Below are 22,837 nucleotides of genomic sequence, written 5' to 3' on the forward strand. Positions count from 1 at the left end.
GGCGCGACCGCAAAGCGGCCGCGGTCCCCTTGCAGCACTGTGCTTCACAGCCTGACCTGCTTGGCCCAGGGCCTCTCCTGGCGCGGACCGTAGGTATCACTCGGTTCCCGGCGCATGAGGACGGCTCTCGGCGCGCACCCCTCACCAGGAGGACCGCGCGCTACCAGGCGGCAGAAAGGCAAGGACCGTGCCACAGAAGGACACGGTCGCCGAACCCGGCACCCAGCGGGCCGAACGCCCCGGCTACGGGCAGCTCCTGCGCACCCGCGGGGCCTGGACATTCCTGCTCCCCGGCTTCGCGGCGCGCCAGCCGTTCGCGATGCTCACGATCTCCATCGTGCTGCTCGTGCAGCACACCACCGGCTCGTACGGCACCGCGGGCGCGGTCTCCGCGACGACCGGTGTCGCCATGGCGCTCTTCGCGCCCTACACCGGCAAGCTGGCCGACCGCTTCGGGCAGCGTGCCGTACTGCTGCCCGGCGTGCTCGTGCACTCCGCGGCCGGGATCACCCTGACCGCGCTCGCGCTGTCCGGGGCGCCCACCTGGACGCTGTTCCTGGCCGCCGTGCCCACGGGTGCCTCGACACCGCAGATCGGGCCCATGGTGCGCGCCCGCTGGGGCGTGCAGCTTCAGGGTTCGCCGCTGAAGCAGACGGCCGCCGCCTTCGAGTCGGTCACCGACGAGTTCACGTTCGTACTCGGCCCGCTGTTCGCGACGGCCCTGTGCACCGGCATCGCCCCGGCCGCGGGCCTCATCACCGAGGCGGCGCTCACGCTCGTCGGCGGCCTCCTGTTCGCCGCCCAGAAGGGCACCCAGCCTCCCGTGGCCGCCCTGGAGGGGCACGCGCGCGTGCAGCACACCTCTGCGCTCCGCGTCCCCGGTGTGCGGGTCCTGATCGTCACGTTCCTCGGCATCGGCTCCGTCTTCGGCGGCATGCAGGTGTCGCTCGCCGCGTACACCGAGGCGATCGGCGAGCCCGGCCTCAACGGCGTGCTGTACGGGATCTTCGCCGCGGGCAACATGCTCTCGGGCCTGGTCTGCGGCGCCATCGCGTGGAAGATCGCCCCGCGGCGCCGGCTCCTCGTCGGCTACACGGCCCTCGCGGTCATGGCCTCGGGCCTGTGGGCGGCGCAGTCCGTGGTGCTGCTCGCCGGGCTCGGCCTGCTGGTCGGCGTGTGCATCGCGCCGACCCTGATCACGGGCTACACGCTGGTCGAGAAGATCGTCCCCGCGGGCTCCCGCACCGAGGCCTTCACCTGGCTGACCGGCGCTGTCGCGCTCGGCCAGGCGGCCGCCGTCTCGGTGTCCGGACAGCTGGAGGACCGCCTCTGGGACGGCGCCGGTTTCCTCGTCCCGATGGGCGGCACGGTGCTCGCCCTGGTGGTCCTGTTCCTGCTGCGCTCGCGGCTCACGCCGCCCTCGGCGGGGCGGACCGTGGCACGTGGTGTGGGTCACCGCGAGCCCGTGGCAGTGGACTGATTCCGCGGAATAGGTCACTATGGATCGTCGTTAGCACTCATCGAGTGAGAGTGCCAGGAGGAAGACACAGTGCCGACTTACCAGTACCAGTGCACCGAGTGCAGCGAGGGCCTCGAGGCGGTGCAGAAGTTCACCGATGATGCCCTGACCGAGTGCCCCAGCTGCAACGGCCGCCTCAAGAAGGTGTTCTCGGCCGTCGGCATCGTCTTCAAGGGATCCGGCTTCTACCGCAACGACAGCCGTGGCTCCTCGTCGAGCAGCAGCCCGGCGTCGTCGACGTCGTCGACCAGCTCGGAGTCGAAGTCCTCTGACTCGAAGCCGTCCTCGGACTCGAAGCCGTCGACGTCCTCGTCGTCTTCGTCGTCTTCGTCGTCTTCGTCGTCTTCGTCGTCGTCTTCATCGAGTTCTTCGACGTCCTCCGCCGCGTAGCAGCGCTGCGAATTCTTACGAGACCCTGTCGTCCTGTGACGACAGGGTCTTCGGCGTTCCCCGCGTGACTACTGTGCTGCTCCATGGCGACCAACGTGAACGCAAGCGCCGCCGCCGAGATCGGCGTGATAGGCGGCTCCGGCTTCTACTCGTTCCTGGACGACGTGACAGAGATCAGCGTCGACACCCCCTACGGGCCGCCGAGCGACTCGCTCTTCCTCGGTGAAGTGGCGGGGCGCCGCGTCGCCTTCCTGCCCCGGCACGGCCGCGGCCACCATCTGCCGCCACACCGCATCAACTACCGCGCCAACCTGTGGGCATTGCGCTCCGTGGGCGTGCGGCAGGTCCTCGGCCCGTGCGCGGTGGGCGGCCTGCGGCCCGAGTACGGGCCGGGGACGCTGCTCGTGCCGGACCAGTTCGTGGACCGTACGAAGTCGCGGGCGCAGACCTACTTCGACGGGCACCCGCTGCCGGACGGGACCGTGCCGAACGTCGTGCACGTCTCGCCCGCCGACCCCTACTGCCCAGCGGGGCGCAGGGTCGCGGTGAAGGCGGCACGCGGCAAGGGCTGGGAGCCGGTGGACGGCGGGACGCTCGTGGTGGTCGAGGGGCCGCGGTTCTCGACCCGCGCCGAGTCCCGGTGGCATGCCGACATGGGCTGGTCGGTGGTCGGGATGACCGGGCACCCTGAGGCGATGCTCGCCCGTGAACTGGAGCTCTGCTACACGTCGTTGACCCTCGTCACGGACCTGGACGCGGGCGCGGAGAGCGGCGAGGGCGTCTCGCACGACGAGGTGCTCCAGGTGTTCGCGGCGAACGTGGACCGGCTGCGGACGGTGCTGTTCGACGTGGTCGCGGGGCTGCCGGCGGACGCGGAGCGGGACTGCCCGTGCGCAGGGGCGCTGGGCGGGATGGATCCGGGGTTCCGGCTGCCGTGAGCCCTGAATTCCCCCTTCGGGTGAGGGAGTTGTCCACAACCGCTCGGTAGTGCACGGGCTCCGGCGGGATGTGGCGCGCGGGCGGATCGTGGTCGGTGAGACGGGCGCCGTGTCCGTCCGGCCCGACCGATCCGCAGGCGGTGGCGACTGTGTCCGCATCTGTACCTGTCCCGTACGAGCTCAGCATTCCCCCGACGTCCGAGGTGCCGCCCTTCCCTCCCGTGCGTGTACGCGGCGCGCGGTGGCGGTCGGGGCGTGTGAGTGGGCGCCGACGCCGGCCTGCCGTGGCGGCGGGGCTCGTCCTGACCGCGGCGGCGCTGGCGGCCGCGGTGCCCTCGTCCGGCGCGGGAGGCGGACCCGAGCCCCCGCACGCGGGGGCTGCGCCGGGCGGGCGGGCCGCGGCGTCCGCAGTGATGATGTCGGCGCCGGTGCGGATCGCGGACGCGGGGGCGGTGCGGCTGCTGCGGCCGGGCGACCGGGTCGACGTGGTGGCGGCGCGGGCGGACGGCAGGCCGGGAGTGCGGGTCCTCGCGTCCGGCGCCCGCGTGGCGTCCGTGCCGAAGCCGGGGCCAACTCTCGGTCAAGACAGCGGCATCGGCGAAACCTCGACGCCCGGCGGGGCGTTGGTGGTGCTGACGGTGGAACGCGCGGTCGCGGCGCGACTCGCGGGCTCCGGAGCCGCTTCCAGGCTGGCGGTGACGGTGTGGTGACGTATATCTCCCCAAGTCCCCCGATCGAGCTACCGAATTGGACAGGTCTGACCCGAACTGTCGTAGGTTGCGGAAGCGTTTGCTCCACAACCTGGACATGTGAAGAGAGGCCTTCTGGTGAGCGAGAACAACGAACCGAGCCTGTGGGAGGGCTTCAAGGCCTTCCTCATGCGAGGCAATGTCGTCGACCTAGCGGTCGCCGTGGTCATCGGCGCCGCGTTCACCAGCATCGTGAACTCGGTGGTGGAAGGGGTCATCAACCCGATCGTCGGAGCGTTCGGGACACAGGACCTGAACAAGTACACGTACTGCCTTCAGGGCCCGTGCAAGGTCGTGAACGGCGAGCCGGTCGGCATCGAGATCATGTGGGGCACGGTCGTCAGTGCCGCCATCAGTTTCCTGATCACGGCCGCCGTCGTGTACTTCCTGATGGTGCTGCCGATGGCCAAGTACCTCGCCCGGCAGGCCGCGAAGAAGGCCGAGAAGGAAGGCACCCAGGAGGTGCTGGAGGTCTCCGAGCTGGAGGTGCTCAAGGAGATCCGCGACGCGCTCGTGGCGCAGCGCGGCTCGGGGCACACCGAGTCCTAGCTGGGCTCCGAGTCCTGGCGGGGCTCGCCGCGGCGCTTCAGATGTGGTGGGGCGGCTTCTCGTCGAGGAAGCGGGCCAGGTCGGCGGCGCTGTTGTCGCCGGCCGTCGGTCGCTCGCCCCAGCCGCGGTCCGTGTCGTCGGAGGACTGCGCCGTCAGCGGATCGTCGAAGATCAGCGAGGCCTTGGGATCGCGCTTCTTGGGATCGCGCTTCTCGGGGTCGGGGGCGGGGCTGCTCATGGCTCCAGGGTACGTCGCCGGGTCAGACGGCCGTGAGGCCGTGGGACTCGAAGATCGCCTTGGCGGAGGCGACCTGCTCAGGGGTGGGCGAGGGGGTGTCGTGCAGCGTGAAGGTCTTGCCGAGCGCCTGCCACTTCGCCTCGCCGAGCTTGTGGAAGGGCAGCACATCGACCCGGGAGACATTGCCGAGGGAGCCTGCGAAGGCGGCGATGCCCTCGATGTTGGCGGGGTCGTCGGTCAGGCCCGGCACGAGCACGAAGCGCACCCACACGTTCTTGCCGAGGTCGGCGAGGCGGTGCGCGAAGTCGAGGGTGGGCTGCAGCGGACGCCCGGTGACGTGCTGGTAGGTGGCCCGGTCCCAGGACTTGATGTCGAGCAGGACCAGGTCCACGTCGCGCAGCAAGGCGTCGGTGGCGCGTACGCCGAGGAAGCCCGAGGTGTCGAGGGCGGTGTGCAGGCCCAGCTCGTGCTTGAAGCGGTGCAGCAGCTCGCCGGCGAACACCGGCTGGAGCAGCGGTTCGCCGCCACTGATGGTGGCGCCGCCGCCCGCGGCCTCGATGAACCGGGTGTACTTGGCGGCTTCGGCGACGATCGCGTCGGCCGAGGTGCGCTTGCCGTCGCGCATCTTCCAGGTGTCGGGGTTGTGGCAGTACAGGCAGGTCAGCGGGCAGCCGGAGAGAAACGTCACGAAGCGGGAGCCCGGCCCGTCGACGCCGGTCGACAGGTCCCAGGAGTGCACCGAGCCCTCGACGGGGCGGTGGGTCGCGGCGGCGGCCGGGGTGGCGGCGTCGTTCGCCGCCGGCTTCTCGGTGGGCTGGGTGAGCAGCACGGTCATGGCGTTCCTCCTCGGACGGCCTCGGTCGGGCGGGCAGGCTCAGAGGGAGCCGTGGAAGGTGCGGTTGATGACGTCCAGCTGCTGCTCGCGCGTCAGGCGGACGAAGTTCACCGCGTAGCCGGAGACCCGGATGGTGAGCTGCGGGTAGTTCTCCGGGTGCTCCATGGCGTCCTCAAGGGTCGTCTTGTCCAGGACGTTGACGTTCATGTGGAAGCCGTCGCTGGCCATGAAGCCGTCGAGCACACCGGACAGGTTGCCGATCCGCTCGCCGGGGGTGCGGCCCAGGGCGTCCGGGGTGATCGTGTTGGTCAGCGAGATGCCGTCCTCGGCGTCGTCGTAGGGCAGCTTCGCGACCGACAGGGCCGAGGCGATGTAGCCGTGCTCGTCGCGCCCGTTCATCGGGTTGGCGCCGGGGGCGAAGGGGGTACCGGAGCGGCGGCCGTCCGGGGTGTTGCCGGTCTTCTTGCCGTAGACGACGTTCGAGGTGATCGTGAGCACCGACTGGGTGTGCACGGCGTTCCGGTAGGTCGGGTGCTTGCGGACCTTCTCCATGAAGCCGTGGACGATGCGCTTGGCGATCTCGTCGGCGCGGTCGTCGTTGTTGCCGTAGGCCGGGTAGTCGCCCTCGATCTCGTAGTCGACGGCGAGGCCGGTCTCGTCCCGGATGACCTTGACCCTGGCGTGCTTGATCGCCGAGAGGGAGTCGGCGGCGACCGAGAGACCCGCGATGCCGCACGCCATGGTGCGCAGGATCTCCTGGTCGTGCAGGGCCATCTCGATGCGCTCGTAGGCGTACTTGTCGTGCATGTAGTGGATGACGTTGAGCGCGTGGACATAGGTCCTCGCCAGCCAGTCGAGCATCGCGTCGTACTGCTCGGCGACGACTCCGTAGTCGAGGTACTCGCCCTCGATGGGCTCGAAGCCTTCCACGACCCGCTTGCCGGACTTCTCGTCGCGGCCGCCGTTGATCGCGTAGAGGAGCGCCTTGGCGACGTTCACGCGGGCGCCGAAGAACTGCATCTGCTTGCCGACGGCCATCGCGGAGACGCAGCAGGCGATCGCGGTGTCGTCGCCGTACTTGGGGCGCATCAGTTCGTCGGACTCGAACTGGATGGCCGAGGTGTCGATGGCGACCTGGGAGGCGAAGTCCTTGAAGCCGCGCGGCAGTTCGCGGGACCAGAAGACCGTGAGGTTCGGCTCGGGGGCCGGGCCGAGGTTGTAGAGGGTCTGCAGCGCGCGGAAGGTGGTGCGCGAGACGAGCGGGCGGCCGTCCTCGCCGATGCCGGCCATCGACCAGGTGACCCAGGTCGGGTCGCCGGAGTAGAGGTCGTTGTACTCGGGGGTGCGCAGGAAGCGGACGATGCGGAGCTTGATGACGAAGTCGTCGATGAACTCCTGGGCCTCGGACTCGGTGATCCGGCCGGCCTCGATGTCGCGCTGGAGGTAGATGTCGAGGAAGTTGTCGATGCGGCCGATCGACATGGCCGCGCCGTTCTGCTCCTTCACGGCGGCAAGGTAGGCGAAGTACAGCCACTGGACGGCCTCACGCCCGGTGGTGGCCGGGCCCGAGATGTCGTAGCCGTACGACATGGCCATGGCCTTGAGCTCGTTCAGCGCCTTGATCTGCTCGGAGATCTCCTCGCGGTCCCGGATGACGTGCTCGGTGGGCCAGGCGGCGCTGAGCTTGTCCTTGTCGGCCTGCTTGGCGGCGATGAGGCGGTCGACGCCGTAGAGGGCGACGCGGCGGTAGTCGCCGATGATGCGGCCGCGGCCGTAGGCGTCCGGGAGTCCCGTGATGATGCCGGAGGAGCGGCAGGCGCGGATCTCGGGTGTGTAGGCGTCGAAGACCCCCTCGTTGTGGGTCTTGCGCAGGTGGGTGTAGATCTCGCGGACCTCGGGGTCGGCCTCGTAGCCGTACGCGTTGAGGGCGCCCTCGACCATCCGCCAGCCGCCGTTGGGCATGATCGCGCGCTTCAGCGGAGCGTCGGTCTGGAGGCCCACGATGAGGTCGGTGTGATCGGCGGCGGTGCCGTCGATGTAGCCGGGCCTGAAGGCGTCGATACGGGACGGGGTCTTCACGTCGACGTCGTGGACGCCTCGTTCGATCTCCGCGGGGAACATCCCGAGGAGCTTGTCCCACGCGGCGGTGGTGCGTTCGGTCGGCCCCGCGAGGAAGGAGCCGTCGCCCTCGTAGGGGGTGTAGTTCTGCTGGACGAAGTCGCGGACGTCGACGGCGTCGCGCCACAGCCCTCCCCTGAAGCCCTCCCAGGCCTCGCCGTGCGTCGTCTTTTCCGCGGGAGTGGCAGTCATCTGCGGCACCTTGCCCATCTCTTCGACCGGTGGGTTGCTACGTGTTCATTGCACTCCTGTCGGGCTCGCCCGGGGGGCCGCAATGGTCCCCAGTTCAGGACCGAAAGTCCTGAACTGGGGACGGACTCCGGCGAAACCGGCGGACTGACCTGGCCTTTCCCGAGGGACTTTCGACCCAAGTTCGCTTGTGAACGTGTTCACAAAGAATGTGGCGGATTCTCGTGGTACGGCTGGGCGCATGACGTCCACGCCAGACAATCGCTCCCCGATCCGCCGCATGGTCGAGAGGGGGCGCGACGAGGAGCATCGAGCCGCTTCCCCGCTGGAACTCTTCTTCGACCTGTGCTTCGTCGTGGCCGTCGCGCAGGGCGGAGCGGAGCTGGTGCACGCGGTCGCGGAGGGGCACTCGGGCGCCGGCGTGATCGACTACGCGCGCGTGTTCTTCGCGATCTGGTGGGCTTGGATGAACTTCACCTGGTTCTCCTCGGCCTACGACAACGACGACGCGCTCTACCGCCTGATCACACTCGTCCAGATCGCGGGTGTGCTGGTACTCGCCGCCGGGGTCTCACAGGCGTTCGCGCACGACAACTACATGGTGGTCTGGCTGGGCTACCTGATCATGCGGGTCGCCATGGCCACGCACTGGCTGCGGGCCGCCGCCTCCACCACGGGGGCCGAGCGCCGGGTCGCGCTGCGGTACGCGGGCGGAGTGCTCGCCTGCCAGGTCGGCTGGCTGGCGCTGCTGTTCACGCCCACGGCGGCACAGGGCTGGGTGTTCCTCGCGATGGCGATCCTGGAGATGTGCGTACCGGTGTACGCGGAGCGGGACCGGCAGACGTCCTGGCACCCGCACCACATCGCCGAGCGCTACGGACTGTTCACGATCATCGTGCTCGGCGAGTCGATCGCCGCGGCGACGGTCGCGGTGAAGTCGGGCATCGAGGAGAACGACGCGCTCGGCGAGCTGCTGCCGATCGCGGCGGGCGGCCTCCTCGTCGTCTTCGCGGCCTGGTGGATCTACTTCGCGGCGCCGATCCACGACCGGCTGCGCAGCAACCGGCAGGCGTTCGTGTGGGGCTACGGCCACTTCTTCATCCTCGCGTCGGCGGCGTCGATCGGCGCGGGCATCGAGGTCGCCGTCGAGCAGGCGGTGGGCGAGGCGCACATCTCCACGACCGCGGCCTCCGCCGCCGTGACGGTCCCGTCGGCGGTGTTCCTGCTGCTGGTGTGGGCGCTGCACGCGCGGTACTTCAAGGCGGGGGTCGCGCAGCAACTGGCGTTGCCGGTCAGCGCGTTGCTGGTGCTCGCGTGCACGTTCGCGGGGCACTGGGCGGTGCTCGCGGCGGGGATCGTCGCGGCGCTCACGGTGGTGGTCGGGGTGACGCTGTCCTCACGCGGAAGCGAGCCGCAACCCGCCTGACCGGCTCCGGGCGGCGCCCCGGCCGGGCGCCAACTCCCGTGGTAGGCATGGCACATGACGCCACGCAACGATGCCCTCACCGATGTCCCCGGCCTGCGCGTCGGACACGCCACCCGTGCCGGGGACGGGTTCCTGACCGGTACGACGGTCGTGCTCGCCCCCGAAGGCGGCGCGGTCACCGCCGTGGACGTGCGCGGTGGTGGCCCCGGCACGCGGGAGACCGACGCGCTCGACCCGCGCAATCTCGTGCAGCGGATCGAGGCGGTCGTGCTCACGGGCGGCAGCGCGTTCGGGCTCGACTCGGCGTCGGGGGTGATGGCGTGGCTGGAGGAGCAGAGGCGCGGGGTCCCGGCCGGCGCCGGTCCGGGGGAGGTCGTGCCGGTGGTGCCGGCGGCGTGCGTGTTCGACCTCGGCCGGGGCGGCGACTGGCGGGCCCGGCCGGACGCGGCGACGGGCCGCGCCGCCGTCGAGGCCGCCGCCGCGACGGAGCCCGGCTCCCCCGTCCAGGAGGGCAACATCGGCGCGGGCACCGGCACGCTCGTCGGGCAGCTGCGTGGCGGCATCGGCACCGCGTCCACGGTCCTCGACTCCGAGATCACGATCGCCGCCCTGGTCGTCGCGAACGCCGCGGGCTCCGCCGTGGACCCGGCGACCGGGGCACTGTACGGCGAGTTCTTCGCGGGGCGCGGACCGGTGACATACCCGGCTCCGCAGACGCACGAGGCGGCGGGCAAGCGGCTGGCGGAGGCGGCCGCGGCGAACGGGGCGGGACCGCTGGACGGGGCGGGCGGAGCGGGACGCACGGCCGGGACCGGAGCGCGGGACGGAGCCACCGCTCCCACCGACCCGCCGCCCCTCAACACCACCCTCGCCGTCGTCGCCACCGACGCCGACCTCACGCGCGCCCAGGCGCAGAAGGTCGCGGGCACGGCGCACGACGGGATCGCGCGGGCCGTACGCCCCGTACACCTGCTCAACGACGGGGACACGGTGTTCGCGCTCGCCACCGGGGAGCGCCCGCTCGACGCCGCGAACCCCCTCGCCCTCAACGAGATCCTCGCGGCGGGAGCGGACCTCGTGACGCGGGCGATCGTGCGGGCCCTGCGCACGGCGGAGTCCGTGTCGGCCGGGGGCCGCACCCACCTCTCGTACAGCGACCTCTACGGGGGCCGGTCCGACGCCCTGTAACAGAGATCCACCGCCGCGTAACAGAACTGTCCCTGTGGCTGCGTTCACAACAAACGGACGGAACCCCTCCGGTCATCTCGCGCTCTTCCCTCATATCGGTAGAGAAGCAGCGGAAACGTAGAAACCACGAAAAGGGGAACAGACCGTGAGCAGGCAGAAGACAGCCGTCGTGGGCGCGGCGCTCGCCATCGGCGCACTGACCCTCACGGCCTGCGGGGGTGACGCCACCGCCAGCAACGACAAGGGCGGCGACGCCCCGAAGATCACCATCTCCGCGAAGGACGGCTCGACCGGCGCGTCGATCAACGCGACGGGCGTGAAGGTCAGCGACGGCAAGCTCACCGGCGTGAAGATGACGGAGTCGGCGAGCGGCAAGGCCGTGCCCGGCACGATCACGGCGAGCGGCGCGGCGTGGAAGCCGAAGGAGCAGCTGGAGCGCGGCACCAAGTACCGGATCTCCGCGTCCGCCAAGGACGACGGCGGGCACAAGGCCGCCGCCAACTCCATCTTCACGACCGTCTCCAGCGCCAACAGCTTCATCGGTACGTACACGCCCGACGACGGGTCGAAGGTCGGGGTCGGGATGCCGGTCTCCTTCACGTTCGACAAGGCGATCACCAACAAGAAGGACGTGCAGTCGCACATCACGGTGACGTCCAGCGGCGGCCAGAAGATCGTCGGCCACTGGTTCGGCGCGCAGCGCCTGGACTTCAGGCCCCAGGAGTACTGGAAGGCCGGCTCCAAGGTCACGATGAAGATCGACCTCGACGGCGTCGAGGGGGCGAACGGGGTGCACGGCGTGCAGGACAAGACGGTGAGCTTCACCGTCGGCCGCGCACAGGTCTCCACGGTCGACGCGAACACGCAGGAGATGACGGTCGTCCGCGACGGCAAGACGATCAAGTCGGTGCCCGTCTCGACCGGAAGCGACCAACACCCGACGTACAACGGGCAGATGGTGATCTCGGAGAAGTTCGTGCAGACGCGCATGAACGGCGACACGGTCGGCTTCGGCGGCGAGTACGACATCGCGGACGTCCCGCACGCGATGCGCCTCTCCCAGTCCGGGACGTTCATCCACGGCAACTACTGGAGCTCGCCGGGCATCTTCGGCTCGCAGGCCACCAGCCACGGCTGCGTCGGCATGCGGGACGTGAAGGGCGCGGGCGGCGACACGACCGCCAAGTGGTTCTACGACAACTCGCTGGTCGGCGACGTCGTGGTCATGAAGAACTCGCACGACGAGACGATCGCCCCCGACAACGGCCTCAACGGCTGGAACATGGCGTGGAGTCAGTGGACGGCGGGCAGCGCCACCTGACCGAACCCCTCATCCAGTCACGGGCCGCGCGGGAACCCCCCGCGCGGCCCGCGCGTTGTCCAGGCAGTTGCTCAAACCCCGTCCCCCGTTTGTCATTTCACGGACATGATGTCCGACCGAGGGACTACGGTATGCACCCACGAGGTGACACGAAGCAATACTGGGAGGTGCCTTGAGCGCTCCGGATGACTCCGAGCCCGGCGTCGGGTTCGGCACCGAATCGGACGCGTCACCCGAAGCGCAGCTCGGGCGGCTCCTCGGGCGCGCGCTCAACTCCTTCGACCTGCCCGACGAGACGCTGGAGCGGCTCGACGGCGCGCTCGCGTACGCGGGCTCCCTGCACTCGGCCCACCACAGCGGGGGCCGCCACCGCGAGACCTACCGGCACAACTGGCTGCTGATCGACGGCGGTTCGCTCACCCTCTGGGAGCTCGTGCACAACACGGGCCGGGGCGGCACACCGCAGCACGAGGTCTACGTGTCCGAGGACGAGCTGCACCTGGCGACGGGACGGCTCCCGCTGCCCCAGGACGCCGAGCCGGAGTTCGACCTCCACGTCCCGATGACCCCCGTCAAACTCCCACCGGTCCCGCCGATGCACCGCACCTTCGGCCGCGAGGACCCGGACATCTCCGTCGACCACGCGCGCCGCCTGCTGCGCCGCGCGGAGAACCCGGACGTCACGACACGGCCAGGGCCCGGCACGGCGCGGCTGCTGCGGGAGGCGTGCGCGCACCAGATCACCCAGGCCTTCGGCTGCCGCGTCAGCCACGGCTTCGCGCTGTACGAGCACGCGTTCCTGCTGCGCGACGGCTGCGAGATCAGCCTCTGGGAGGTCGAGCACACGGCGACGCCGGACGGGCGGCACATGTGCGAGGTGTACGCGACGCGGAAGGCGGCGCGGGCGGCGATGGAGCACCGGGCGGCGTCGTCCCCGCGGGCCCGGCGGTAGCACGCCCCCGGACCAGGGTCCTTCTGACGGATCAGGCTGGATCCGGGCGGCCTCTACGGGCGGTGCAGGCGAGCGGGGTCTGGTGCGTGCAGCTGCAAGGCGGAGGAGGGCGACAACGCGGAGCGTTGGCAACCGACGACAACGCCGCAGATGCGCGTGCCAGACCCCGCGACTCCAGCTAGATCCGTCAGAAGGGCCCTAGGGCCTGTCTTCAAACTCCCGTCGTCGCCCGGAGGGCGGCGCGGCGGCGTCTGGTGCGTGCGATCGCAAGGCGCCGGGAAGTCCTCGTAGCGGAGCTACTCGGGCTTTTCGGCAACGCCGCGAGCGTGCGTGCCAGACGCCGCCGGGCAGACGGGAGTTTGAAGACAGGCCCTAGCCCCCGGACTACCGGCGGCTGAACTCCCGTACCAGCCCTGCGAACGCGTCCTGCTCGTCGGCCGTCAGCGGCACCGATTCGAGCGCGGGCGCCCGGGACTGCGTCGGCAGCACCCCCATGGGCAGCTGTGTCCGCGGCTGCGGCGGATCGACAGCGACGGTGCGCACCAGTCGGGCGAGTCCGATCAGCCAGGCCACGGCCGCAAGAGCGACCAGGGCCAGGCCCAGCTGCTGAAGGATCGACACGTGCTCAGGCATGCGCTCCAGTGAACACCACAGTCCGGGACTTTGGTCCCGGACCGTGACGTATCTCGCAACGTTCCTAACGCCGCGCCAACCATGCCAATCGCACCATCCGCCGCAAGGCTCACACCTTCGCGGGCTGCGCCGCCGCAGGCTCCACAGCGGTCACCGTCTGCGACGGGGCGTGCGCGGATTCCGGTTGTCCGGTGGCGGCCGGCTGCTTGCGCAGGGACTTGAGAAGGACGGTGAGCGCCGCGGTGACACACGTACCGGCCGCGATCGCCACCAGATACAGCCAGGCGTTGCCGATCAGCGGGACCACGAAGATGCCGCCGTGCGGGGCGCGCAGTGTGGCGTCGAAGGTCATCGAGAGGGCGCCGGTGACCGCGCCGCCCGCCATGGAGGCGGGGATCACGCGCAGCGGGTCGGCCGCTGCGAACGGGATGGCGCCCTCCGTGATGAAGGAGGCGCCGAGCACCCAGGCGGCCTTGCCGTTCTCCCGCTCGGTCCTGGTGAAGAGCTTGCCGCGCACGGTGGTGGCGAGGGCCATCGCCAGCGGCGGCACCATGCCGGCGGCCATCACCGCGGCCATCACCTTGAGTGAGCCGTCAGTGGGGTTGGCGAGACCGCCGACCGCGAAGGCATAGGCACATTTGTTCAAAGGGCCGCCCAGGTCGAAGCACATCATCAGGCCGAGGATGACGCCGAGGACGATCGCGTTGGCGCCGGACAGGGAGTTGAGCCAGTCCGTCAGGGCGCTCTGCAGCGACGCGATCGGCTTGCCGATCACCACGAACATCAGGAAGCCGACGACGATCGAGGAGAGCAGCGGGATCACGACCACCGGCATGATGCCGCGCAGTACGGCCGGGACGTTCACCCTCTGGATCGCCATGACCACGGCGCCCGCGATGAGACCGCCGACCAGGCCGCCCAGGAAGCCCGCGTTGGTGGTCACCGCGATCGAGCCGGCGACGAAGCCGGGTACGAGTCCCGGCCGGTCCGCCATGCCGTACGCGATGTAGCCGGCGAGGACCGGGACCAGGAAGGCGAAGGCCGCCTGGCCGGTGTAGAAGAGGAGCGCGGCCCAGCTCGTCGTCGAGCCCCAGTCGAAACTGTTGAGCAGCGTCTGGACCTTGACGTCGGCGACCTCGTAGCCGCCGATCGCGAAGCCGAGCGCGATCAGCAGACCCCCCGCCGCCACGAACGGCACCATGTAACTGACGCCCGACATCAGCCACTTGCGGAGCTTTGTGCCGTAACCGTCCGTGGATTCACCAGAGTTGTCCACAGGTGTGGATGACGGATCCGCGTGGCCCGTCGTCTCGCCGCGGGACGCCTTCGCGCGTACCTGGGAGATGAGTTCGGCGGGGCGGTTGATTCCGGCTTTTACGCCGACATCGACCGTGGGCTTGCCCGCGAACCGTTCCTTCTCGCGTACGGGGACGTCGTGGGCGAAGATCACGCCGTCGGCGGCCGCGATGACGGCCGGGTCGAGGCGGGTGAAGCCGGAGGAGCCCTGTGTCTCGACGACGAGTTCGACGTCTTCGGTGTCGCGGCCGGTGTTCTCCAGGGACTCGGCCGCCATGTAGGTGTGGGCGATGCCGGTGGGACAGGAGGTGACCGCGACGATCTTGAACGTTTCCGCCGCCGCGGGCTGCTCCGGCTCTACGGGTTCCGGTTCCGGCGCAGGGGCCGCTTCTGCCGCTACGGGTTCCGGGGCCGGCTCGTCGCCACGTATCAGCGCCGCCGCTGCCCCGGCGTCGGTCGCCGCGCGCAGGGCCGCCTTGAAGTCCTCGTCCATCAGCTGGCGGGCCAGGGAGGACAGGATCGTGAGGTGGGCGTCGTCCGCGCCCGCCGGGGCCGCGATCAGGAAGATCAGGTCGGCGGGGCCGTCCGGGGCGCCGAAGTCGATGCCCTCGGCGCTGCGGCCGAAGGCGAGTGTCGGCTCGGTGACGTGCTCGCTGCGGCAGTGCGGGATGCCGATGCCGCCGTCCAGGCCGGTCGGCATCTGCGCCTCGCGGGCCGCGACGTCGGCGAGGAAGCCGTCGAGGTCGGTGACCCTGCCGAGGGCGACCATGCGTTCGGCCAGCGACCTGGCCGCCGCTTCCTTCGTTCCGGCGGACAGGTCGAGATCGACCAGGTCCGCGGTGATCATCTCCGTCATCGCGGGCTCCTTTGCCTACGCAGGGGTGGGGTGACTGTTCGGGTCCGGGCTGCCGTCGTCATCGCACGGGCTCCTTCAAGGCGCGGTCCACCGGGACCTCGGCCGTCAGCTCCACCGCGTCCGGGCGGAGGTCCCGCGGCGTCGGCATGGCGCTGCCCGGCAGCTGGACGGCCGCCGCGCCATGGGCGACCGCCGAGGCCAGCGCCTTCGGGCCCGCGCCGCCCGCGATCAGGAAGCCGGCGAGGGAGGAGTCGCCGGCTCCGACGTTGCTGCGCACCGCGTCGACGGGGGCCGAGGCGAACCAGGCGCCGCTCGCGTCGACCAGGATCTGGCCGTCCGCGCCGAGGGAGGCGAGCACGGCGACCGCGCCCGACTCCCGTAGTTCTTCCGCCGCCTTGACCGCGTCGCCGACCGTGGCGAGCGGGCGGCCGACGGCCTCGGCGAGCTCCTCGGCGTTGGGCTTGACGACGTCGGGGCGCATCCGGAGGGCGGCGAGGAGTGCGGGGCCCGAGGTGTCGAGCGCGATGCGGGCGCCCGCGGTGTGCGCGCGGGCCACCACCTCGGCGTACCAGGAGGCGTTGAGGCCGCGCGGCAGGCTGCCGCAGCAGGCGATCCAGTCGGCGCCCGCCGACTGCTCCCCTACGACGCGCAGCAGCAACTCGGCTTCTGTGGAGGACAGTTCGGGGCCCGGTGCGTTGATTTTCGTGAGGGTTCCGTCCGCTTCCGCGAGCGCGATGTTCGAGCGGGTGTGGCCCTCGACCGGGACCGGGGCGACCTTGATGCCCTGCCCGTCGAGGAGCTCGGCGACCAGGGCGCCGGGGGCGCCGCCCAGTGGAAGGACGGCCAGCGTGGGGGCTCCGGCGGCGGCCACGGCCCGCGACACGTTGACGCCCTTGCCGCCCGGGTCCATGCGCTCGCCGCTCGCGCGGACGACCTCGCCGCGGTCGAGGCCGGGGACCTCGTAGGTGCGGTCGAGGGAGGGGTTGGGGGTGACGGTGAGGATCATGCGGGTGCCGTTGCCTTCGTACGCGGATAGGTGTGCCGGTGGGGGCGCTGGGGAGTGCTGGTCATACGCGGACCACCTCCGTGCCGCCCGCCTCGATCGCCGCCGCGTCCTCGGGGGCGAGACCGGTGTCCGTGATCAGCAGGTCCACATCGGCGAGGTCGCCGAACCGGGCGAAGTGCTCCTGGCCCCACTTGCCGGAGTCGGCGAGCAGCACCACGCGGCGGGCCGCGGCGACGGTCGCCCGCTTCACGGACGCCTCGGCGAGGTCGGGTGTGGTGAGTCCCGCCTCGGCGGAGAAGCCGTTGGCCGCGAGGAAGAGGACGTCCGCGCGGATCTCGCCGTACGCGCGCAGCGACCAGGCGTCGACGGCGGCGCGGGTGCGGTGGCGGATGCGGCCGCCGACGAGGTGGAGCTGGATGCCGGGGTGGTCGGCGAGCCGGGCCGCGGTGGGCAACGAGTGGGTGACGACGGTCAGTTCGGACTCCAGGGGCAGCGCGGTCGCGAGCCGGGACACCGTCGATCCGGCGTCGAGGATCACGCTGCCCTCGGCGGGCAGCTCGGCGAGTGCGGCGTGGGCGATGCGGTCCTTCTCGTCGGCCGCGGTGCCCTCGCGCTCGGCGAGGTCGGGCTCGAAGTCGAGGCGCCCGGCGGGGATGGCGCCGCCGTGCACGCGCCGGACGAGGCCCGCGCGGTCGAGGGCCTTCAGGTCGCGCCGGATGGTCTCGGCGGTGACCTGGAACTCCTCGGCCAGCGACAGCACGTCGACCCGGCCGCCGTCGCGGGCGAGGCGGAGGATCTCCTGCTGGCGCTCGGGTGCGTACATGTCCGTTTACCTGTGCCTCTTCTGCGGGTGTGCCCGAATCCGTTGCTCTTCCGTGAGGCTACGGCCGGATTTCTGGAAAGTAAACAGGTTCGGGCATGCGGCAGACACAAACGGGCATTGCCTTGTGGTAGGTGCCGGACACGCCGAAGGGCCCGGTCACCCCACGTGACCGGGCCCTTCGGGGTGTGCGCCGACTACTGACCCATCACGTACTTCACCGTCGGACCCGTGGTCCAGCCGCCGTCCACGGCCAGCTCCGCGCCCGTCATGTACGAGGAGTCGTCGGACAGCAGGAACACGACCGCCTTCGCGATCTCGTCGGCCTCGCCGACGCGGCCCATCGGGGTGTTCGGGTAGTTCCCCTCGCCCTGCTGGATGCCGACCTGCGCGGTCATCGGGGTGTACGTCATGCCGGGGTGCACGGAGTTCACGCGGATCCGCGTGGTGCCCTGCTCGACCGCCGCGATCTTGGTGAGGCCGCGCACGCCCCACTTCGAGGCTCCGTACGAGGAGGTGAGCGCGAGGCCCATCAGGCCCGCCGCGGAGGAGATGTTGACGATCGAGCCGCCGCCGGCCTCCTTCATCGCGGGGACGACGGTCTTCATGCCCGCGAAGACGCCGACGAGGTTGACGTCGAGGACCTGGCGGAAACGCTCCACGCTCTCCGTCTCGAAGGGCATGCCGGTGGAGATCCCGGCGTTGTTGACCAGGCCGTCGATGCCGCCGAACTCGGTGGTGGCGTAGGCGAGGGCGGCCTGCCACTCGTCCTCCGACGTCACGTCGAGGTGGGCGTAGCGGGCGCGGTCGCCGAGTTCGGTGGCGAGGGCCTTGCCCTCGTCGTCGAGTACGTCGCCGATGACGATGTTGGCGCCGGCGGTCGTGGCGAGGCGGGCGACTTCTGCGCCTATGCCGCGGGCTCCGCCGGTGATCAGGATCGTCTTGGCGGTGAGGTTGTTCATTTCGGCTCCCTTGTGGATTGCGTCGCCGTTTGGGTTTGCGGCCCCCGGGGTTGACGACTCGGGGCTCTGCCCCGGACCCCGCTGCTCAATCGCCGCAGGGGCTTGATGTGCCCGCCGGATCGGGCCCCGCGTCACGAGCACCGCAGGGGCTTGAATTGGCCGCCGGGCCGGGCCCCGCGTCACGAGCACCGCAGGGGCTTGATGTGCCCGCCGGGCCGGGCCCCGCGTCACGAGCACCGCAGGCGCTTGAATTGGCCGCCGGACCGGGCCCCGCGTCACGAGCACCGCAGGCGCTTGAATTGGTTGCCGGGATCGATGTGTTCAGGCACGTCAGTGCCAGCGCCGCTGGGCCCGACGGGCCCGTCGGGGGTGCGTCGGAGTGGGCCCAGGTCTCCACCGCGACCCGCACCGCCGTGGTCGACAGGCCGGCGAGGAGGCGGAGGGGCAGGTCCGGGGGGGCCCGGCTCACCCGTGCGTTCCGCGAGGATCGTGAGGAGGGTCGACTCCGAGACGCGGCACGTGTCGCTCCAGACGGCTCGCAGCGCCGGGCTCTCCCCGGTGAGGCGGAGCAGGGCGCGGACCCAGCCGAGGGTCGCCGGGTCGTCCCCGGCCAGCGCTCGCTCGACGGCGTACCGCAGCGCGGCGGGGACCGGCAGGTCGGCGGGCGCCTCGCGGACCGCCTCGGCCCACTGGTGGGCCCCGGCGTCGAGGAGTGGCGCGACCGACTCTTCCTTGGTCGCGAAGTAGCGGTAGAAGGTGCGCGGCGCGATGCCCGCCGCCCGCGCGATGTCCTCGGCGCGCGTGGCCCGCAGGCCGTCCCGCGTGAACAGTTCGGCCGCGGCGCGGGAGATGTCCAGGCGCGTGGCGGCCTTGCGTCGCTCCGTCAGTGTCGGGATCGTCACCGCAGTACCTGCCATACGGACATGGTATGCCTCTATGGCACAATCTGCCACTACCGATGTGAGCGAGGCGAGAGCAGTGCGGCGGCGGCAGTTTCTGAGGACGACGGGCCTGGCCGGAGCAGGGGCGGGCACCCTGGCCCTGGCCGGCTGCGGTTCGGGCGACGGGAGCGACGGCGGCACGACCACGCTCGACCTCCTCGTGTCGAGCTACGACAAGAGCGTCGGCGCCTCCATCGGCGACCAGTGGGACGGCGTCGTACGGGACTTCGAGAAGAAACACCCGGACATCCACGTCGAGGTGGAGCGCGTGCCGTTCCTCAAGATGGACGCCGTCCTCGCCCGCCGCGTCAAGGACGGCCGCGCGCCCGACATCGCGCAGGGCCACCTCTTCGCCCCGTACGCCGAGGACCGCCTGCTGTACTCGGCGGACCGGCTCTTCGACGTGCCCACGCAGGCTGACTTCGTCCGTTCCTTCGCCGACGCGGGCCGGGTCGACTCCGTCCAGTACGGCATCCCGATCCTCGCCAGCACCCCGCGCCTCTTCTACAACACGGCCCTCTTCGCACGGGCAGGACTCGCGGGCCCGCCCCGCTCCTGGTCCCAACTCCGCACCGCCGCGCAGGCGTTGAAGACCATCGGGGTCCCCACCCCGTACGCCCTGCAGTTCGGCCCCGAGGCAGCGGAGGACGAACTCCTCGCGTGGCTGCTCTCGGGCGGCGGCGGTTACGCGGATCTCGGCGGGTACGACTTCGGCTCCGCCGAGAACAAGGCGACGCTGACCTGGCTGCGCGACGAACTGGTCGAGCCCGGCCTCGCGGGCGCCGCCCCGGGCAAGCTCACGAGGACGCAGGCGTACGCCCAGTTCCTCGGGGGGAAGGCCGGCATGCTCATCGCGCACCCGGTGCTGCTCGGCGCCGCCGACAAGGCGCGACTGCCGTACGCGCACGCCGCGTTCCCGCTCAAGCAGGGAAACGAGGCGGCGGCCCCGGTGGGGCTCAACGACTGGATGATGGCGTTCAGGAGCGGCGGCCACGCGGAGGAGGCCGGGAAATTCCTGACGTTCCTGTTCGGCACCGGCTCCGCGAAGACGTACGGCGGCGCGCAGGCCACGCTTCCGGTGACCGTGACGGCCTCCGACAAGCTGCGGGCCGACCGTTCGCAGCGGAAGCTGTGGAAGTTCGTCGACCAGATGCCGGACGCGGAGTTCCACCCGGTGGGACTGCGTTCGTGGCCCAAGGTGCGCTCCGCGGTGCGCGAGCGGATCGGCGAGGCGGTGGCCCCCGGCGGCAGCCCCGCGCGGGTCTTGGAGGCCCTGGACCGCATCAGCCCCGCCGGCGATTGAGGCGCGGGGTCCGGGGCGGAGCCCCGCGGCCGTCACACCAACTCGCGTTCCCGCTCCGGCTCCCCCGCCCCGTCCTCCACGTCCCCCGGAACAACCCCACCCGCACCGCCGGAGGCCTTCGGCAGCGCGAACATCAGCACGAAGATCCCGACGAGGATCCCCGCCACCCACACCAGCGCGCTCCGGAACCCGTCCACGAACGCCGCGTTCCCGACGCCCTGCGCGAACCGGTCCTCCACCACATTGAAGAAGACGACGGAGACCAGGCTGAGGCCGAGCGCGTTGCCCATCTGCATCACCGTGTTGATGAGCCCCGACGCCGAACCCGCGTGCTCCCGCGGCACCTCGGAGAGCACCGCGTCGGTCAGCGGCGCGACGATCAGGCCCATGCCGAGCCCCATCACGACCAGCGGCAGCGCCATCTGCCAGGAGGCGATACCGAGCCCGTAGTGCCCGGCCTCCACTACGTAGACGATCACACCCGCGGCCATCGTGAGCGCGCCCGCCTGAAGCACCTTGCGCCCGAAGCGCGGCACCAGCTTCTGCACGGAGATGCCCGCGGCCACCGAGACGGCGACCGAGAACGGCACCCCGGTCAGGCCCGCCCGCAACGCGCTCCAGCCGAGGCCGAGTTGCATATAGAGCGTCCAGGTCAGGAAGAAGATGCCCATGACGAGGCCGAAGACGGTCTGTACGGCGATGCCGGCCGCGAAGCTCTTCACCTTGAACAGCGAAAGCTCGATCAGCGGCGATCCGTCGCGCCGCGTCTTCGCCCTCTCGTACGCGACGAGTACGCCGACGAGCCCGGCGGACGCCGCCATCATCACGTACCCCCACAACGGCCAGCCGTTCTCGCGGCCCTGGGTGAGCGGGTAGACGAGCGACAGCATGGCGAGCGTGACGAGGGCGACGCCAACGAGGTCCAGCTTCAGCGCCTTCGGCGCCTTGGACTCGCTGATGACCCGCGAGCCGAGAACGATGGCGGCGACGCCGACGGGCAGGTTGATGAGGAAGATCGGGCGCCACTCAAGACCCGCGATGTTCCACTCGGTCAGCAGCGCGCCGAGCAGCGGCCCGGACACCGCGCCGAGGCCGACGATCGCGCCGAACAGGCCGAAGACCTTTCCTCGTTCGTGCGCGGGGAACGTCGCGTGCACGATCGACAGGACCTGCGGCACCATCATCGCCGCCATGCCGCCCTGGAGGATCCGCGAGGCGACCAGCATCTCGGGGTTCGCGGCGAAGCCGCACAGCGCGGAGGCGAGGGTGAATCCGCCGACCCCGAGCAGGAAGACACGCTTGCGGCCGAAGATGTCGCCGAGCCGGCCGCCCGTGATCAGCAGGGCGGCGAAGGCGAGCGCGTAACCGGCGGTGATCCACTGGATCTGCCCGGTCGAGGCGCCCTCGTCGTGCTGGATGGTCGGCAGGGCGACGTTGACGATCGTGACATCGACGAGGTCCATGAAGGCCGCCGTCATCACGATGGCGAGGGCGAACCAGCGCCTGCGCGAGGGATCTGCGGTTGAGACGGTTGAGGTCATGCCGAAAAGCTAGAAGCCATCTAGGCCAGAACGTGTCCTAGATACGCGGCATTCTGGAACCATGGAGAACATGACGCCGTCACCGACGGACACCCCGGCCCGGCTCCTCTCACTCCTGTCCCTGCTCCAGACCCCGCGCGAATGGCCCGGCGGCGAGCTCGCCGGCCGGCTCGGGGTCTCGCGGCGCACCGTGCGCCGGGACATCGACCGGCTGCGCGACCTCGGCTACCCCGTGCAGGCCACGCTCGGCGCGGACGGCGGCTACCGGCTCGTCGCGGGCAAGGCACTGCCACCGCTCGTGCTCGACGACGAGGAGGCGGTGGCGATCGCGGTGGGCCTGCGGGCCGGGGCGGGACACGCGGTCGAAGGCGTCGAGGAGGCCTCGGTCCGGGCCCTCACCAAACTCGAACAGGTGCTGCCCTCGCGGCTGCGGCACCGGGTGGCCACCCTCCAGACCGCGACGATCCCCCTGACCTCGGGCGACGGCGCCACGATCGCACCCGAGACGCTCACCGTGATCGCCTCGGCCGCGGCAGGCAGCGAACGTCTGCGCTTCAGCTACCGGGCGCGCGACACCACGGAATCGCGCCGCTTGGTGGAGCCGCACCGGCTGGTGTCGACGGGCCGCCGCTGGTACCTCGTCGCCTACGACATCGACCGCGACGACTGGCGCACCTTCCGCGTCGACCGCGTCTCGGACCCCTTCGCCACGGGCGCGCGATTCGCTCCGCGGGAGGTGCCGGAGGGCGACGCGGCGGAGTACGTACGCCGCTCGGTGTCCTCGTGGGGCGCGGGTACGTCGTACGACCTGGACGTCGAGTTCGCGGCCCCGGCGGAGGCGGTCGCGGAACGAGTGCCTCCGGCGTTGGGCGTCCCCGAGGCCCTGCCGAACGACCACTGCCGCCTGCGCACGACTACGTCGGACCCGGTGCAGTGGATGGCGGTGCGCCTGGCGATGACGGGCTACGAGTTCCGGGTCCGAGGCCCGAACGAACTGGCCACAGCGGCACGCGAGTTGGGAGCGCGACTGATGCACTCAAGCCCCGCCGGCGATTGAGGCGCGGGGC

General features: G+C 70.9%; 21 protein-coding genes. 11 read left to right on the forward strand and 10 right to left on the reverse strand.

Features of this window, described 5'->3' with window-relative positions:
* Positions 1 to 187 precede the first annotated feature (187 nt).
* From ACFYWS_RS30840 to mscL, 5 genes are all read left to right on the forward strand, one after another.
* The gene (locus ACFYWS_RS30840; RefSeq protein ID WP_389281878.1) at positions 188 to 1,480 is read left to right on the forward strand and encodes an MFS transporter; all 1,293 of its coding nucleotides are present in this window, start codon (positions 188 to 190) and stop codon (positions 1,478 to 1,480) included.
* 69 nt (positions 1,481 to 1,549) lie between these two features.
* On the forward strand, positions 1,550 to 1,909 hold the full coding sequence (locus tag ACFYWS_RS30845; protein WP_389281880.1) for an FmdB family zinc ribbon protein: 360 nt from the start codon (positions 1,550 to 1,552) through the stop codon (positions 1,907 to 1,909).
* An 83-nt stretch (positions 1,910 to 1,992) separates the two neighbouring features.
* Entirely contained in the window at positions 1,993 to 2,847 is an 855-nt protein-coding gene (locus ACFYWS_RS30850) for an S-methyl-5'-thioadenosine phosphorylase (RefSeq protein ID WP_389281882.1), read from the forward strand.
* Between the two features lie 257 nt (positions 2,848 to 3,104).
* On the forward strand, positions 3,105 to 3,557 hold the full coding sequence (locus tag ACFYWS_RS30855) for a hypothetical protein (RefSeq protein ID WP_389281884.1): 453 nt from the start codon (positions 3,105 to 3,107) through the stop codon (positions 3,555 to 3,557).
* A gap of 114 nt (positions 3,558 to 3,671) precedes the next feature.
* The gene (gene mscL / locus ACFYWS_RS30860; protein ID WP_389282038.1) at positions 3,672 to 4,145 is read left to right on the forward strand and encodes a large conductance mechanosensitive channel protein MscL; all 474 of its coding nucleotides are present in this window, start codon (positions 3,672 to 3,674) and stop codon (positions 4,143 to 4,145) included.
* A gap of 37 nt (positions 4,146 to 4,182) precedes the next feature.
* Here mscL and ACFYWS_RS30865 read toward each other — a convergent pair whose 3' ends face one another.
* The 3 genes from ACFYWS_RS30865 to pflB are packed head-to-tail and all read right to left on the reverse strand — an operon-like array spanning position 4,183 to position 7,528.
* The gene (locus ACFYWS_RS30865) at positions 4,183 to 4,383 is read right to left on the reverse strand and encodes a hypothetical protein (RefSeq protein WP_389281886.1); all 201 of its coding nucleotides are present in this window, start codon (positions 4,381 to 4,383) and stop codon (positions 4,183 to 4,185) included.
* A gap of 22 nt (positions 4,384 to 4,405) precedes the next feature.
* A complete protein-coding gene (gene pflA, locus ACFYWS_RS30870) occupies positions 4,406 to 5,218 on the reverse strand; it encodes a pyruvate formate-lyase-activating protein (RefSeq protein ID WP_389281888.1) in 813 nt (270 codons plus the stop codon).
* A gap of 39 nt (positions 5,219 to 5,257) precedes the next feature.
* The gene (gene pflB / locus ACFYWS_RS30875) at positions 5,258 to 7,528 is read right to left on the reverse strand and encodes a formate C-acetyltransferase (RefSeq protein WP_389281890.1); all 2,271 of its coding nucleotides are present in this window, start codon (positions 7,526 to 7,528) and stop codon (positions 5,258 to 5,260) included.
* 238 nt (positions 7,529 to 7,766) lie between these two features.
* Here pflB and ACFYWS_RS30880 point away from each other — a divergent pair, with 238 nt between their 5' ends.
* From ACFYWS_RS30880 to ACFYWS_RS30895, 4 genes are all read left to right on the forward strand, one after another.
* Complete coding sequence (locus ACFYWS_RS30880; RefSeq protein WP_389281892.1) at positions 7,767 to 8,951, forward strand: low temperature requirement protein A; 1,185 nt, start codon at positions 7,767 to 7,769, stop codon at positions 8,949 to 8,951.
* Positions 8,952 to 9,005: 54 nt separating this feature from the next.
* Positions 9,006 to 10,139 carry a P1 family peptidase gene (locus ACFYWS_RS30885; protein WP_389281894.1) on the forward strand — a complete coding sequence of 378 codons (1,134 nt, stop codon included), beginning with the start codon at positions 9,006 to 9,008 and terminating at the stop codon, positions 10,137 to 10,139.
* Positions 10,140 to 10,284: 145 nt separating this feature from the next.
* Positions 10,285 to 11,460, forward strand: coding sequence for an Ig-like domain-containing protein (locus ACFYWS_RS30890; protein WP_389281896.1), 1,176 nt, complete (start codon positions 10,285 to 10,287; stop codon positions 11,458 to 11,460).
* Between the two features lie 172 nt (positions 11,461 to 11,632).
* Positions 11,633 to 12,412, forward strand: a complete 780-nt coding sequence (locus ACFYWS_RS30895; RefSeq protein WP_389281898.1) for a DUF6227 family protein — start codon at positions 11,633 to 11,635, stop codon at positions 12,410 to 12,412.
* 384 nt (positions 12,413 to 12,796) lie between these two features.
* Here ACFYWS_RS30895 and ACFYWS_RS30900 read toward each other — a convergent pair whose 3' ends face one another.
* From ACFYWS_RS30900 to ACFYWS_RS30925, 6 genes are all read right to left on the reverse strand, one after another.
* On the reverse strand, positions 12,797 to 13,045 hold the full coding sequence (locus tag ACFYWS_RS30900; protein ID WP_389281900.1) for a hypothetical protein: 249 nt from the start codon (positions 13,043 to 13,045) through the stop codon (positions 12,797 to 12,799).
* 109 nt (positions 13,046 to 13,154) lie between these two features.
* Positions 13,155 to 15,197, reverse strand: coding sequence for a fructose-specific PTS transporter subunit EIIC (locus ACFYWS_RS30905; protein ID WP_389281902.1), 2,043 nt, complete (start codon positions 15,195 to 15,197; stop codon positions 13,155 to 13,157).
* A 58-nt stretch (positions 15,198 to 15,255) separates the two neighbouring features.
* On the reverse strand, positions 15,256 to 16,203 hold the full coding sequence (gene pfkB, locus ACFYWS_RS30910; RefSeq protein WP_389281904.1) for a 1-phosphofructokinase: 948 nt from the start codon (positions 16,201 to 16,203) through the stop codon (positions 15,256 to 15,258).
* 61 nt (positions 16,204 to 16,264) lie between these two features.
* Positions 16,265 to 17,026 carry a DeoR/GlpR family DNA-binding transcription regulator gene (locus ACFYWS_RS30915; RefSeq protein ID WP_326024117.1) on the reverse strand — a complete coding sequence of 254 codons (762 nt, stop codon included), beginning with the start codon at positions 17,024 to 17,026 and terminating at the stop codon, positions 16,265 to 16,267.
* A 194-nt stretch (positions 17,027 to 17,220) separates the two neighbouring features.
* Positions 17,221 to 17,985 (reverse strand): glucose 1-dehydrogenase, encoded by a 765-nt coding sequence (locus ACFYWS_RS30920; protein ID WP_389281905.1) that lies wholly within the window; start codon positions 17,983 to 17,985, stop codon positions 17,221 to 17,223.
* Between the two features lie 275 nt (positions 17,986 to 18,260).
* Positions 18,261 to 18,902 (reverse strand): TetR family transcriptional regulator, encoded by a 642-nt coding sequence (locus ACFYWS_RS30925; RefSeq protein WP_389281906.1) that lies wholly within the window; start codon positions 18,900 to 18,902, stop codon positions 18,261 to 18,263.
* A gap of 19 nt (positions 18,903 to 18,921) precedes the next feature.
* Here ACFYWS_RS30925 and ACFYWS_RS30930 point away from each other — a divergent pair, with 19 nt between their 5' ends.
* Positions 18,922 to 20,229: an extracellular solute-binding protein gene (locus ACFYWS_RS30930; RefSeq protein ID WP_389281908.1), complete on the forward strand. Its 1,308-nt coding sequence runs from the start codon at positions 18,922 to 18,924 to the stop codon at positions 20,227 to 20,229.
* A gap of 32 nt (positions 20,230 to 20,261) precedes the next feature.
* Here the strand turns inward: ACFYWS_RS30930 and ACFYWS_RS30935 are convergent, their stop codons facing one another.
* Positions 20,262 to 21,770 (reverse strand): MFS transporter, encoded by a 1,509-nt coding sequence (locus ACFYWS_RS30935; protein ID WP_389281910.1) that lies wholly within the window; start codon positions 21,768 to 21,770, stop codon positions 20,262 to 20,264.
* A 61-nt stretch (positions 21,771 to 21,831) separates the two neighbouring features.
* Here ACFYWS_RS30935 and ACFYWS_RS30940 point away from each other — a divergent pair, with 61 nt between their 5' ends.
* Positions 21,832 to 22,827, forward strand: a complete 996-nt coding sequence (locus ACFYWS_RS30940) for a helix-turn-helix transcriptional regulator (RefSeq protein WP_389281911.1) — start codon at positions 21,832 to 21,834, stop codon at positions 22,825 to 22,827.
* Positions 22,828 to 22,837 lie beyond the last annotated feature (10 nt).

Source organism: Streptomyces sp. NPDC002795, assembly GCF_042888725.1.
Classification (GTDB): Bacteria; Actinomycetota; Actinomycetes; order Streptomycetales; family Streptomycetaceae; genus Streptomyces.